This is a genomic window from Lysobacter brunescens, assembly GCF_042677005.1.
GTDB classification, from domain to species: domain Bacteria; phylum Pseudomonadota; class Gammaproteobacteria; order Xanthomonadales; family Xanthomonadaceae; genus Lysobacter_I; species Lysobacter_I brunescens.
Window position 1 is genome coordinate 2,237,138 of sequence record NZ_JBHTIF010000001.1, and the last position, 12,672, is coordinate 2,249,809.

The following is a 12,672-nucleotide window of genomic DNA, read 5'->3' on the forward strand; positions in this document are numbered from 1 at the left end:
AGAGATTGAGTGCGCAGGAAAAGAAGATCTTCTGAGGCAGTGCAAGAATCATTGGTATTGCGATCGTACTCTTAGGTTATGCCTTATTGCACTAGATCCTCAAATGAGCATGCCGAGCCGTGAGCGTTGCGCTCTGTTAGCAGAGGAGTGTTTGGCGGATGACGTCGCACGGCTATTTGTGCTTCATAGGCTCTATTCCAAAGCATTGCCTGCTGATTTTCCTGCGCGCGAGGTTTCCGAATTCCTTGGGGCTCTGCATCTTGATGCTCTTGAGGAGCTGTTTGACACGCTCGTGATGCGTCAGACATCTGTTCGATCTTGCGTTTCCGCTTGGGATGATATTCCTGATGAGACTTTTGATGGTGTAGATCGAAATGAGGTCCGCGCTCGTGTATCTAAGCTCGGCGCTTTTTATGAATTTGCAAGCATAGAAGGCGGAAGTAATAACACTTTGTTCAAACTTCTCTCCGACCCCGTTTTGCGCAGCCACGCTGCAATCACGAGAAAAATCGTTGAATTTTGGGCTTCTAAGTATAAGGAGAAGCCAAAAAGCCGGTTTTTTGAATTCGCGCGGGATTCGTTGGCGCAAGCCGATTTTCCTCCTGATGAAGTTGATGGGGTGTCAGGTTTTAATGCGTTCCAGCAGGTTAAAAAGCAGGTTTCACAGATTAAGAGTGAAATCGCCCTTGGTAATGATGAGAAAGTTCGGCGATTGGTTTCTGATTTGGCTTCTTTTCAGAAAAGAAGTCGACGAGATCTGCTCAGCAAGTCTCTTTGTGATCTTGCGTCATTTGCGAAAAGTGTCGGCGATCTGGAGCGATCAATCGAGCTTGAGAAAATGGCTGTCCAAGAGGTTCCGAATGATGCCTGGGCGCACATTCAGCTTGGAAATTCGCTCGTCGCAAAGGGTGAGTTTCCAGCTGCAATGGAGGAGTTCCGACTTGGAGAGATGTATGGGGATGAGCGTTCTGCGTTAATTGGACGCGCCGAAATATTTAAGCAGATCGGCCAAAAGGCGAATTCCTTGGAAGCTATCGAGCGTTGCGTCAATCTTTTCCCCACCGATATTGTTGCAAGGAACTTTAGGGCGTCTGTATATGCTCATTTTGGAGATTTGCAGGATGCATTGTTGGAGTACAATAGCATTATTGAAGAGTCGCTTCCAAATGCATTTGCATTCAGCGGGCGAGCGGGCGTGCATCACGACTTGGGTAATTTCGAGAGAGGCTTGATTGATCAAGACTTGGCAGTGAGCCTTTCGGTTGATGACCCCGTGCCGATTATACAAAAAGCCGACATGCTAAGAGAGCGGGGCATGTTCAGCGCCGCACTGTCGTGCGTTGATCAAGGTAAGCTTTTGGACCATCGTTGGCGTTTAGGGTTTGGCGCTGCAAAGTCACGTATTCTTCGTGACATGCGGGATTGGGTTCGGTCGAGACAGGTCTTAGAAGAGCTTAAGCAGGATTTCCCAAAAGATTTTTCTCTTTGGCTTGCTTCTGCTGATCTTGAACGGAGAAGTGGATATTTCAAGAAAGCTCTTGGGCTTTATCTTAGTATTGAAGAGAATTTTATCCAAGCTCGTGCGGCGCGTGTTGGGATCGCGTCTACGCTGGTTGCCGTGGGTGAGCTAGAAAGTGCCTTGAATTACTTGAATGATTGGCAGCCTTCTACACGCGCCGATTGGGTTGCCAGTCATCTTAAGGGCATGATCTACATCAAAAGAGGTGATTTAGAGGCTGCTGCCAGTATTTTTAGGTCAGGTTTGGATGGGTGCCCGTGGGTGCAGCAGCGGCCTTACTTCGCATCCGGCCTTGCCTCCGTAAAGTTGCGTGAGCGGTCCTACTCATCGGCATTAGAAGTTTTGAATAGCGTTAATCCTAACGTTGCGCCGTTATTTTCTCCAAGTTTTGAGCTTTTGCGCGCGCATGCGTTGCAAGGACCGTCTTTTACAGAGGCACTTCAGGCTCATGCGGTTGAAGATGATGTTGTCGGCCGCTTGCTCCTAGATGAGCTGACTCGAACGCCTATTTCAATAACAGAAGAGCATATTTTGGACGTAGAGTGGAGTTATTTACTAACGCTTGCGTGATCGGTAAGTGCGGTAGTATCGCTAAAGGCCGTAAGGCGGATACGCTGTTGTAGGGTGCTTAGACTCAATTTCCAAACTCGTAAGGCGAGTGAATTTCTCTGTAGGGCGGGTCTTGGACCCGCCAATCGAACGAAGCGACGATCCGACCGTCATTCGGCGGGTGCAAGACCCGCCCTACGGATCAAAAGCAGCTTCGTTTGAATTGAGTAGGTGCCCACCGTTGTCGTCCCAGCATCGCATCGTGCTCGGCGCGTCAAGGTCGAGGCGAGTTGCTGCGCAAACCTTGACGCGCCTGCGCGCGATGCGCCTCTGAATCGCCAACGGCGGCCACAGGGGCTGCCGGGCGAAACGGAGGTCCGTCATGTCCAAGCCCAAGCCGCAGTTCCAGCCGTCCAACGTCCTGCTCGTCGAAGTCCCGCCCCAGTTCATAGCCCTGTGCGAAGCCAGCGGCGCCAGCCCGCAAGCCGCCCTGCGCGGCATGGCCGCCATGCTCTGCGGCCTGCAGTACGATGCCGACAACCGCCTGGTGCCCCTCGACGGCCCCGCCGCGTAAGCTTTACCGGGCGCAGGCGGTGTCTGCGCCCGGGGTCGTCTACGTTCATCTTAGTCAGCGACACTCACTTATCTCGAATCAATACACTTGGTGTCCTGTATGACAGCCAGCACTCGCTTGTTGGAAGATTTGCGAATGTCTGCTCTTGAAGCTGGCTCTATACGCGCGCTCGTCGAAATCATCAGGAATGAGATTGACGAGGCGCAATTCAATGCGTTCGTAGTCGTTTCGATTTTTATGGAGGCATTCGATCTCGATCTAACGCAAGTCAGGGAGTTGCCAGGTGCAGAGTGCCTAGGTGGCGGCGCACACACCGATGATGAGATCAACGAAATAGTCTGGCCTCATCTTGAGCAATGGATAGAAAGCAATAGAAGAAAACAGCAAGCGCGGTAGCAAGTAGCCCAGGTAAGGCCAGAGGCCGCACCCGGAACCTCCGGGTAGACGTGCGTGCGCTTATCCCGGGTTTCGCTGCGCTCTGCCCCGGTTACCAAACCTTGACGCGCCTGCGCGCGATGCGGGTTGGATTCCTCTATCCGCCCAACAGAAACGCCCGGAGAACCGGGCGTCTCTGTCCGCCAGCAGCCAGTGAAATCGCGGATCCGCGATCGGGCTGCTCAACGCCGAGCTGCCTCCAGACCCAGCCCTTCGACCTTGAACAACTCGGCTCGCGCGGAGCCATCCAGTTGTTTGCCGTTACGACCGACAAGTCCTCTGCGAACGAACACGACGGCAACGTCGCCCTGTGCGCCAGTCAGGAGGCGCATGGCCTGTTCGCCAATGGGCAATGCGATCGATTGGGCGCCTGCGTGTCCTTCGTGACCGGCATGGAGTGTCAGATCGAAACCGCTGAAGCTGCCGATTTGTTGGGCGTCCTGCAGATTGCCTGCGCGCAGCGCCTTGGCTGGCGCGATCCAGGCCTCGATGAAGAAGCCGCCTGATTGAGCTTCCCTGGACATGGTCACACCGCGCAGCGTGACCGCTGCAGGTGCCCCGCCGTCCGCGCCCCTGGCGGCAATGTTCGCTTTCCGCAGTTCGGCCTGTGGCAGCAGGACCGCAAGCGGTTGCCCGGTGATCACGAACGATTCGGTGGTCAACGCCGCGGCCCACGGCCATGGGCCTGGCTCGGGGATCGGGCGCGGACGCACGCGCAGCTTGATGTGGCGCAGGTCGCGCACCAGATCGCGAAGGTCCGGACGGAAACGCTGCCTGCATGGCAAGTTGTCATACGTGTAGCCAACGTCGCTGGTTCGACCGACATCGCCGGCGCGTGCATCGCGATGTCCCGACAGCGTGCGGAACGGGAATGTCTGCGTCGTCCATGGTGCGCCGGGATTCGCCTTGCCGGATTTCGACCAGCATTCCCAATAGCGATCGATGTTGCAGTGGTGCAGGTAGAACACCGGGTCACGCGCTGCCGTCGGTACCGACCCCATGTCGCCGCCGATCAAGCCGTGAACGGCCGAATGCGGGTTGCCATACAGACTGCCGGAGAAATTCGCGAACGCTGCCTGGTCCAGCGCGTTCAGACTCAGGCCCCCGAGTCCAGCGCTGCCGTCGTTCAAGGCCGCAGCGCGGCTGCTGTTGTACAGCGGGTTGCTGGCATCCGCCGGCAGGCGCAGTGGGTCGGGCAGGAAGCCATCCGCGATGTAATCCCAGTATGGCAGCGTGAAATCGCAGCGCCCCGACATCAGTCTCATGATTTCTTCGATGAACAGCAGCTCCCATCGGTGCCAGCTCAGGAAATGCAGGCCGCCGTGCACGCACTGGTTCCAGTAGGTGCCCGCATCGGGCACGCCAGCGCTGTCCCCAGCCGGTGCTCCATGAACGCCGGCCTGATAGAGCCAGCTGCGGAAGTTCGCCTTGGGCAAGGCGCGCATCGCCTGCACGCCCGCGCGCAGTCCGTCCAGATCGGCCGGCGACAGTGTGCGGATCTCTCGTCGCACGCGTAGCGCCTGGGCTGAAACCCGAGGGGTGACGAGGGCAATGGCAACCGACGACATGAGTACGTTGAATTCACGTCTGCTGATCTGCATGGTGGTTCTCCTATCGACGAGAGCAGGCGCAGGGCTGTATGTCTGCCTTGTGCTGCATGCTTGTTGGAGCGTCGCTCCCACGAGGGGGATGACGCCGCGTTGACGTCCGGTGCCCGGATGCGTGCGCGACCGGCCCATCGCATGAGCGTGTCTGATATCGCGTTTCCCAGGAAATCGAGTGGCCTGTCGACATGCCGGCTTCCTTGGCTCGTGCGCACTGAGCGCGGACAAAGGGCTCGGCCATGAGCGATCCATAGCCCTTCTATTGATGCGGTACGCGTCTTGATGGCAGCGGCGGACAGGCGTTCGATCCGCCTGATTGAATGGGTGAATCGCTGCGGAAAAAAATCTGCGGCCTCATCTATCGGCGTGCAGGTTGGGTTGGCAGGTAGTCGCCCGCGCAAGGCCGGAATCTCCGGAGGGGCGCGCATTCGTCCCGCCCGGTGGTGTGCGTTGCACTTGCCGGGACTGAGAAACGTTCATGCCGGATGCTGAAGGCATGTCCTGGTTGCCGCTGCGATGAATCCGTTTACAACCCGTAAGGCGGGTGAGTTTCATGTGTAGTGCGAGTCTTGCCCCCGCCAATGCAATGCTCCCGGCAGTTCCTGTCGCGAGGGACATCCATGCGTGCGGCGTATGATGGATTTTTTTCCTCAGGAGCGCGCGATGACGATATCCGGACGTTTGCTTGTATGGGCTGGCCTGCTGTTGGCCGTGGCCGTCGTGCCGTCCGTGCATGCGCAGACGGTCGCAGTGGTGAATGCGCGGATCGTGGCGGGGCCGGAGGCGGAGCCCATTTCGCGCGGCGCCTTGCTGATCCGCGACGGCAGGATCGCAGCGTTCGGCGATGCGGACAGTGTCCCGGTGCCGCAGGGCATGACGGTGCTGGATGCCGGCGGCGGCACGCTGGTCGCGGGTTTCTGGAACAGCCATGTGCATCTGATCGCGCCGCCGCTGGATCATGCGGCGGGACATGCCGATGACGTGCTGTCGGCTGCGCTCACGTCAGCGTACCTGCGCTGGGGATTCACCACGGTGTTCGACATCGCCTCGGCGCCCGGCAATGCGTTCGGTCTGCGCGCGCGGATCGCGACGGGCACGGTGCGCGGCCCGGCGATCCTGACCGTCGACGAGCCGTTCTTTCCGAAGGACGGTGTGCCGGGCTACGTGCCGGACACGCTGGGCGGCTGGTCGCTCAAGCAGGCCGAGGTGGCGACGGCGGCCGAGGCGTCCGCGCGTGCGCGGCGACAGCTGGCGCAGGGCGCCGACGGCCTGAAGATCTTCGCGGGCTCCATGGTGGGCGGCGAGATCGGCGTGCTGCCGATGGACCTGGACATCGCCCGTGCGGTCGCGGTGGCTGCGCATGACGCGCGCAAGCCGTTGTTCGCGCACCCCAGCAATACCGAAGGGATGGAGGTCGCGATGGCGGCAGGCGTCGATGTGTTCGCGCATACCACCCCGAACATCGCGCCCTGGCCGGAGGCGGTGGTGCGTCGGCTGGTGGAAGCGGACATCGCGCTGGTGCCGACGCTGGCGCTGATCGAGGTGGAAGTCCGCAAGGAAGGCGCGCCTGCCGCCGCCCTGGAGCGCATGCGCGAGAATGCGTCCGGCCAGTTGCGTGCGTTCTCGGCGGCGGGTGGCGACGTACTGTTCGGTACCGACGCGGGATACGCCGACGTGTACGACACCCGCGACGAGCTGCGGCTGATGCATGAGGCTGGACTCGACTGGCGGCAACTGCTGGCGAGCCTGACCTCGACGCCCGCCGCCCGCTTCGGCCAGCGTGCGCGCAAGGGGCGCATCGCCGAGGGCATGGACGCGGACCTGGTGATCCTGGCCCGCGATCCCGCTCTCGGAGTCGAGGCCTTCGCCGATGTGCGCTACACCTTGATCGGCGGGCGTGTGGTCTACGCGGCGGGGCCGGGGGAGTAACAGCAAGTAACCCGGGCAAGGCCGCAGGCTGGTTCATCGACCCGGCAAGTCGCACCGGCAAGGCCGACGGTCGAACCCGATGCCAAGGTGGATGCATGGCGGGCGGCGGTGTACCACCCGCCATGCGAGGGTGAATCACCAGGAGCGCTGGCAGAACGGCCAGGCATCCGCGCTGGTCGAGCCGATGCTGTTGGTGACCGTGACTGTCACCTTGATCGTGAAGCTGCCCAGCGTGCCGCATACATTCGAGCATGTCGGCCCGGTACAGCTGTTGCTGAACCCGCCGGACCACGCGTAGGTCATCGGTGTCGAAGACGTCGCGCTCACACTGCAGTAGCCGCCGCCCGTGCCCGAGCAGGTGAAGCTGTTGATCACCGGTGCCGATGGTGGCGGCACGGCTGCGGTGACTGCAGCGTCTGCATTCACGATCCCGGTGCCGATCGGCTGGTCCGGCGTGGCGGGGAATGGACGGACGTTGTTTCGCAGATGCGTTTCCAGCTGCGCCGGCGTGAACAGGGACTGGCCTGCGGCTTGTCGCCGGCTCTGCACCAGTGCCGCGACGCCGGCGACGTGCGGGGTGGCCATCGAGGTGCCGTTATAGGACGCGTAGGTTTCGGTGCCCTGGCCTTGCGTGCCGGTATTGAGGGTGGACCAGATACCGGAGCCTGGCGCCGACAGGTCGACATTGCCTCCGAAGTTCGACTGCTGCGTGGACGACCAGACCGAGCGGGCGCCGTTGATGTCGGTCGCGCCCACGACCACCACGTTCGCGCAGTTGGCCGGCTGGACGTTGGCGGCGTTGCCGTTGTTGTTGCCGGCGGCAACGATGACCGTGGTGCTCCGACCGACCGCGCTGTTGATCGCGTTCTGTAATTCGATCGAGCACGTGCCGCCGCCGCCGAGGCTCATGTTGATGATCCTCGCCGGGGTCTGGTTGGCGGGGATGCCGCTGACCGTACCGCCCGACGCCCAGATCACGCCGTCGGCGATGTCGGACAGCGAGCCACCGCAGCGACCGAGCACGCGGACATGCTGGATCCTGGCGCCGTAGGCGACGCCGGCCACGCCATTGCCGTTGTTGGTGAGGGCACCGATGGTGCCGGCGACGTGAGTGCCGTGCCAGCTCGAATCCCTGCGTTCGAATTGAGGATCCGGTGCGCCACCGCATGCCCAGTTGGTGAACCAGTCGCCCGGGTCGTTCGGATTGTTGTCGCGCCCGTTACCGTCCTGCGCGGTTGTTGTATTGCTGATGAAATCGTAGCCGGCCACCGTATTGGAATTCAGGTCGCTGTGCGGGGTGCTGCCGGTATCCAGCACGGCGACGACGATGCCCGAGCCCGTGCTCTTGTCCCAGGCATTCGGCAGGTTGATGCCGGTCGTGGGGTTGAAGTAATGCCATTGGTCGGGATAGCGCGGATCGTTCGGCGTCAGCGTCGGATGCATCCGCACATCGACCTCGACGTATTCGACATTCGGATCCGCCGCGATCTGGCGCATCAGGGTTTCCGCGTCGACGCGATCGAGCTTGCGGTCGGTGCGGATCACGTCGGCGCCGAGCGACATCCGGCGGAAATGCTTCACGGCGAGCGTGCGCTTGCCGACGATCGCGCGTGAGGCGCGTGCGAGTCCTCGGTCGATCGCGGCGCGGTCCGTGCGCTCCGCGCTGCCGTTGCGGTATCTGACGATGAACTGGTCGAACGCGGTGTCGCTGCGGAGGCCGTCGAGGTGGGCCTTGCCCGCGAACGATGGACTTGCAGCCGCCATCAACAAGGCGGCGACGGATAGCGAAAGAGCACGATGTTTCATGTTCACTTCTCTCCTTGTAGTCGCGACGAGCTGTACGCCGCGTGGGTCGCTTGCAGGCACGACTGGAGAGAAGCCAATGAATGCGTCCGATGGCCTGTCCCTGGCCGGGCACCGCGCGCGCGATGCGATATCCTCCTGTGCGATGACGATGGATGTCCGCGATCGAGACGATCGCGCGACATTGGTCCGCTGGCAGTCACTGTACCGGAACCGTGCGGACGCATGAATTCGCGGTCTTTTCCCGGTTTGGCGGAAGCGCGAGGCCCCGAGGCGAGGCGTTGTCGTACCGGCGACGGTGCGGATCGGGGGCGATTGCCTCGGCTGCGAACGCGTCGGTTGTCGAAGTCCTGCGCTTGCTCAGCGCCCTGTGTCGAGAATCCTCCAGCCCTTTGCCGTGCGCCACCGGGACGACAACGTTCTCATGCCGCATGCCGAGTGTGTGTTCTGGTCGCCCCAGCAAAAATCGGTTTACAGTCCTGTTCCTCCGAACGGGTTTCGAGACGGACATGGCAGCAACGGTTTCGTTTGAAGGCAGAAAGCCTGCCTGTTTGACGGGTGCCCGCGTCATGGCGGTACTTGCGCTGGCAGCCTGGTTCCTGTCGGGCTGCGCATCCACACCTGCGAGGGAACAGAACGCGTTCGTGCCGCTGGTGAGCCACATGGCGGCGCGTGTGAAAACGGCCGATCAGGTCGCGCTGAGCAAGTGGGATTCGGGTCGACCCGTGCATGATCCGCAGCGGGAGGCGGAGGTCATCGCCAAGGCCGTGGCGGCTGCACCGGCCCATGGTCTCGCGACGCAGGATGTGGAAGCGCTTTTCACGGATCAGATCGAAGCGAGCAAGCAGGTCCAGTACGCGCTGCTCGATGCGTGGAAGCGGACAGGCCGTGCGCCTGCCTGGCCGCGCAGGAGCCTGTCGGACGAGATTCGCCCCGAGCTGGACAGGCTGCAGATCGAGATCATGGCGGACCTGCAGCAGTTGCGGCCCCTGCGCGAGTCCGCCGACTGCGGGGCCCTGGTGGCGCGTGCGGTGGACCATGTGATGCGGGCTGCCGCATTCGAGGATGTGCATCGCGCGGCGCTCGATCGTGCGCTTGCCCGGGTCTGCATCGGCGAGTGATCCCGGGGCTTCTGGTCGCAGTCTTGAATCCTGTGGTTTGCCGCCATGGCCGTGCGATTGCCAGGCGTTCCCGGATGATGCGAGATCAGGGGCCTGCAGGATTTGCCTGACAGGCCCCGTCTTGCTCATGGCGATCGGTCTGGGCCACGAATCAGGTGTGGTGGCCTTCGCGATGGCGGACGTAGTTCGCAGGCATCATCCGGCGATCGATCAGGGTGTAGTTCCTGTTCTCGCCAGCATCCGGGAACAGGCGCTGGAAGGTTTCGGGTGGCATGGTGTTCCGGAAGCCGTCGAGCATGGTCCGGAATCCTTCGTTGACCCGGCCGGCGTACTCGTCATGATCCGAAGAGGTCGAGGTGTCGATCAACCGCCTGTCCATCGCGGCCTTCTGCGTCGTGAACTGCCTGTCGAGATCGATGATCTTCATCACCGCCGCAGGATCCGCGATCTTCAACTCGTCCGGCAGATGTTCGAGGAGGCCTCGGACCTCGTGCGCGCGGGCTCCGCCATTCGTCGGGTCGTTGATCAAGCGTTCGACGTGATGCCGCCTGAGGTTGTGCGCGAGTTCGTGCGCCTTGAGCAGTTCGCCCTGGTCGGCCTTCTCGCCCGCGACCGCCTTCACCACCAGCGCGGCCGTGAGGATCATGGCAGCCGGGGCGTCGGTGCCGTAGAACCCATAGACCCAGTAGCTGGCGGACAGGCTGGGCGGCCAGTTGACCGGGCTGTAGATGAAGCCGCCCTGCAGGGTCGAGAACAGGATGCGATTGCAGGCCTGATGGCACACGCCTGTGACGCCGTAGAGCAGTCCGGACCAGGAGGCCAGACCGAATTCCCCGATCGGCGAATTGCGCCAGTGCCTGTCCCATTCGTCGACGGTCCAGCCGAGATATGGCGTCAGCGTGAACTGCGCCATGCCCAGCGCAACCGAGAGGTTGGCCGCCAGCGCATTGCCCTGGTTGCGCGACCAGATCAGCGAAGGCGACCACAGGTCCGCCGGGTAGCGGACACCGGTGTTGCCGCGGTCGCCTTCGCGCAGTGCGAAAGAGCCGAAGCAGGGCATGACGTGCGCCACGCCGTTCTTTTCGGCGACGGCATAGGTGTGATGGGCCAGATCGACGCCGGCCAGGTTGTAGTAGCCGGCCTTCAGCGTGCAGTCGTAGTAGGCGGCGGTGTCGCTTGCTTCAGTGTTCGCGTTCAAGTTGTCGTCCTCTTCTTGGCGATGTCGTTGTCTCGCCGCATCGTGGTTGGTCTCGTGGAGGCGTCGCGCGTGCGGCGGATCGCGCGACGACATGGGGAGGCCGCGCCATGCCATGCGCATGGCGATGTGGATCGGGTGTTGAGGCCGTCGCGTCGTCGCGATGTCGGCGCCACAGCGCCAGGCGCCCGGCTTCGCGGATGCGAAGCTGCGCTCAAGATGCGGCCATGGGCTGCGGGCGTGGATCGCGATGGCAGATCATGCCGATGCCTGTCCTTGGCGATTCTGCGATTGGCCGGTCACTCCGATCAGCCTTGCCGTGCAACCTACCGTCTCCGGGTGAGGCTTGCATGTCGCGTCGCACCAAACCCGAACGGATCAGGTGGTCATGCGATCGCGCGGGCTGTATCGATGTCGATTCGACATCGCACCATGCCCGTCCGCCCGCTACCATGCGCTTCCCCATCCCCTACATGGAATCCGCTCATGGCCATTTCGATGCACACCGCCTCCGTTCCCGTCTTCCAGCAGATGCTCAACGCCCTGTCCGGCGTGCTGGCCAAGGCCGAGGCCCATGCGACCGAGCGCAAGATCGAGCCGGTGGCGCTGCTGCAGTCGCGACTGTTCCCGGACATGTTCCCGCTGACCCGGCAGGTCCAGATCGCCTGCGATTTCGCCACGAGCGTCTCGGCGCGACTCGCCGGCGAGGATGTGCCGGCCTACGAGATCGGCGACCAGAGCTTCGCCGAGCTGCAGCAGCGCATCGCGGCCACATTGGCCTTCATCGGTGGACTGGACCCGGCGCGGTTCGAAGGCGGCGAGGCGCGGGAGATCGTGCTGCGTCCGGGTACGCCGAAGGAGCGCAAGATCGGCGGCCAGGCTTATCTGCTGTCGTACGGACTGCCGCAGTTCTTCTTCCACGTCACCACGGCCTACGATCTCCTCCGCCACAACGGCGTGGAGATCGGCAAGAAGGATTTCATGGGCGCCTATTGATCGATCAGTTCGCGTCGCGTCGCGTCGGGCGAAGGCGCCAGGCGCGATGGCGACCGAATGCTGTCAGGGCGTCAGGAAGCGTTCCACCTGGCTCCGGTTGAAGCCGGTCAGGCGGCGGTCGTCGCGAACGAGCGTGGGGACGGATTGCACCTTCAGCGTGTTCACCAGATAGGTCATGTCCTCGGGGCGCTTGTCGACCTGGATCTCGCGATACACGACGCTGCGTTCGTCCAGCATCTCCTTCATCGATGCGCAATAGGTGCAGGTCGATGAGGTGAACAGCACGGTGCGGGCGCCGTAGCGCTGGACGACGGCGGAATGGTCGCCGAGTTCGACCTGGGGCGGCTGGATCTGCATCGCGCTGCGCAAGGCCGTGGATGCGAAATAGCCGCTGACGCCCAGGCCGCAGACGAGCAGGGCAGGAAGAATGAATTGCGCAAGTTTCGTCATGGAATGGCGTTCTTCTTCATGTGGGAAAGAGACAGGATGCCGACATGCGTCGACATCCTGCCGTGGCCCGGTCCCTGGCCCGACCGCGTTCCCGGATTACTTTTCGATCATGAAGCAATGACCGGAGAGGTTGCAGCTGCCCGCGCAGTGGCGGAGGCAATCCAGGTAGGCCTTGAGGTCCGCAGCGGAGGCAAGGAACGGCATCGTCATGCCGAGGATCAGGGCGGTGGCGGCGAGCAGGCGGGTGGTCTTCGAACGCGTCATGTCGGATCCTTCTGGAGCGTGTTGGACGAAAGGAACAGGTTGGGTTCGCGACGTGCCGTGGACGCCTGGCCCCCGGCGCGCCGCACCTTCTTCAGCGGGACATGCGTGAAAAGAGGATCACACCCGATGTCGCCCGCATCGCCGGTCCGTGGTCCGGGGCGGGCAGCGCTGCGCGGCATGCGGGGGAGGGGCAGCAGGCGCTGCCCGAACTCGACGGCGTGCGCCGCGATGGT

The 12,672-nt window shown here is 62.1% G+C and carries 11 protein-coding genes; 6 read left to right on the forward strand and 5 right to left on the reverse strand.

Features of this window, described 5'->3' with window-relative positions; all coding sequences use genetic code 11:
• The first annotated feature begins 103 nt into the window (after positions 1–103).
• The 3 genes from ACFQ0E_RS09830 (at position 104) to ACFQ0E_RS09840 (ending at position 3,038) form a co-directional block, all read left to right on the forward strand.
• Entirely contained in the window at positions 104–2,089 is a 1,986-nt protein-coding gene (locus ACFQ0E_RS09830) for a tetratricopeptide repeat protein (RefSeq protein ID WP_386823472.1), read from the forward strand.
• A gap of 361 nt (positions 2,090–2,450) precedes the next feature.
• Positions 2,451–2,642, forward strand: coding sequence for a hypothetical protein (locus ACFQ0E_RS09835; RefSeq protein WP_386823473.1), 192 nt, complete (start codon positions 2,451–2,453; stop codon positions 2,640–2,642).
• 135 nt (positions 2,643–2,777) lie between these two features.
• On the forward strand, positions 2,778–3,038 hold the full coding sequence (locus tag ACFQ0E_RS09840) for a hypothetical protein (protein WP_386823474.1): 261 nt from the start codon (positions 2,778–2,780) through the stop codon (positions 3,036–3,038).
• A 221-nt stretch (positions 3,039–3,259) separates the two neighbouring features.
• On the opposite strand, the gene ACFQ0E_RS09845 is transcribed toward ACFQ0E_RS09840, so the two are convergent.
• Positions 3,260–4,678: a tyrosinase family protein gene (locus ACFQ0E_RS09845; protein WP_386823475.1), complete on the reverse strand. Its 1,419-nt coding sequence runs from the start codon at positions 4,676–4,678 to the stop codon at positions 3,260–3,262.
• A 666-nt stretch (positions 4,679–5,344) separates the two neighbouring features.
• Between ACFQ0E_RS09845 and ACFQ0E_RS09850 the strand changes: the two genes are divergently transcribed.
• Entirely contained in the window at positions 5,345–6,610 is a 1,266-nt protein-coding gene (locus ACFQ0E_RS09850; RefSeq protein WP_386823476.1) for an amidohydrolase family protein, read from the forward strand.
• Between the two features lie 135 nt (positions 6,611–6,745).
• Here ACFQ0E_RS09850 and ACFQ0E_RS09855 read toward each other — a convergent pair whose 3' ends face one another.
• On the reverse strand, positions 6,746–8,416 hold the full coding sequence (locus ACFQ0E_RS09855; protein ID WP_386823477.1) for a S8 family peptidase: 1,671 nt from the start codon (positions 8,414–8,416) through the stop codon (positions 6,746–6,748).
• A gap of 506 nt (positions 8,417–8,922) precedes the next feature.
• Here ACFQ0E_RS09855 and ACFQ0E_RS09860 point away from each other — a divergent pair.
• Entirely contained in the window at positions 8,923–9,534 is a 612-nt protein-coding gene (locus ACFQ0E_RS09860; RefSeq protein ID WP_386823478.1) for a chorismate mutase, read from the forward strand.
• 151 nt (positions 9,535–9,685) lie between these two features.
• Here the strand turns inward: ACFQ0E_RS09860 and ACFQ0E_RS09865 are convergent, their stop codons facing one another.
• Positions 9,686–10,732: a hypothetical protein gene (locus ACFQ0E_RS09865; protein ID WP_386823479.1), complete on the reverse strand. Its 1,047-nt coding sequence runs from the start codon at positions 10,730–10,732 to the stop codon at positions 9,686–9,688.
• Positions 10,733–11,215: 483 nt separating this feature from the next.
• On the opposite strand from ACFQ0E_RS09865, the gene ACFQ0E_RS09870 reads away from it, so the two are divergent.
• The gene (locus ACFQ0E_RS09870) at positions 11,216–11,725 is read left to right on the forward strand and encodes a DUF1993 domain-containing protein (RefSeq protein ID WP_386823480.1); all 510 of its coding nucleotides are present in this window, start codon (positions 11,216–11,218) and stop codon (positions 11,723–11,725) included.
• A 63-nt stretch (positions 11,726–11,788) separates the two neighbouring features.
• On the opposite strand, the gene ACFQ0E_RS09875 is transcribed toward ACFQ0E_RS09870, so the two are convergent.
• Positions 11,789–12,175 carry a glutaredoxin family protein gene (locus ACFQ0E_RS09875; RefSeq protein ID WP_386823481.1) on the reverse strand — a complete coding sequence of 129 codons (387 nt, stop codon included), beginning with the start codon at positions 12,173–12,175 and terminating at the stop codon, positions 11,789–11,791.
• 96 nt (positions 12,176–12,271) lie between these two features.
• Positions 12,272–12,439 carry a hypothetical protein gene (locus ACFQ0E_RS09880; RefSeq protein WP_386823482.1) on the reverse strand — a complete coding sequence of 56 codons (168 nt, stop codon included), beginning with the start codon at positions 12,437–12,439 and terminating at the stop codon, positions 12,272–12,274.
• Between the last annotated feature and the right edge of the window lie 233 nt (positions 12,440–12,672).

Coding starts and splice junctions, on each gene's coding strand:
- ACFQ0E_RS09830 (WP_386823472.1), top strand. CDS start 104: ATGAGCATGCCGAGCCGTGAGCGTTGCGCTCTGTTAGCAGAGGAGTGT.
- ACFQ0E_RS09835 (WP_386823473.1), top strand. CDS start 2,451: ATGTCCAAGCCCAAGCCGCAGTTCCAGCCGTCCAACGTCCTGCTCGTC.
- ACFQ0E_RS09840 (WP_386823474.1), top strand. CDS start 2,778: ATGTCTGCTCTTGAAGCTGGCTCTATACGCGCGCTCGTCGAAATCATC.
- ACFQ0E_RS09845 (WP_386823475.1), bottom strand. CDS start 4,678: ATGCAGATCAGCAGACGTGAATTCAACGTACTCATGTCGTCGGTTGCC.
- ACFQ0E_RS09850 (WP_386823476.1), top strand. CDS start 5,345: ATGACGATATCCGGACGTTTGCTTGTATGGGCTGGCCTGCTGTTGGCC.
- ACFQ0E_RS09855 (WP_386823477.1), bottom strand. CDS start 8,416: ATGAAACATCGTGCTCTTTCGCTATCCGTCGCCGCCTTGTTGATGGCG.
- ACFQ0E_RS09860 (WP_386823478.1), top strand. CDS start 8,923: ATGGCAGCAACGGTTTCGTTTGAAGGCAGAAAGCCTGCCTGTTTGACG.
- ACFQ0E_RS09870 (WP_386823480.1), top strand. CDS start 11,216: ATGGCCATTTCGATGCACACCGCCTCCGTTCCCGTCTTCCAGCAGATG.
- ACFQ0E_RS09875 (WP_386823481.1), bottom strand. CDS start 12,175: ATGACGAAACTTGCGCAATTCATTCTTCCTGCCCTGCTCGTCTGCGGC.
- ACFQ0E_RS09880 (WP_386823482.1), bottom strand. CDS start 12,439: ATGACGCGTTCGAAGACCACCCGCCTGCTCGCCGCCACCGCCCTGATC.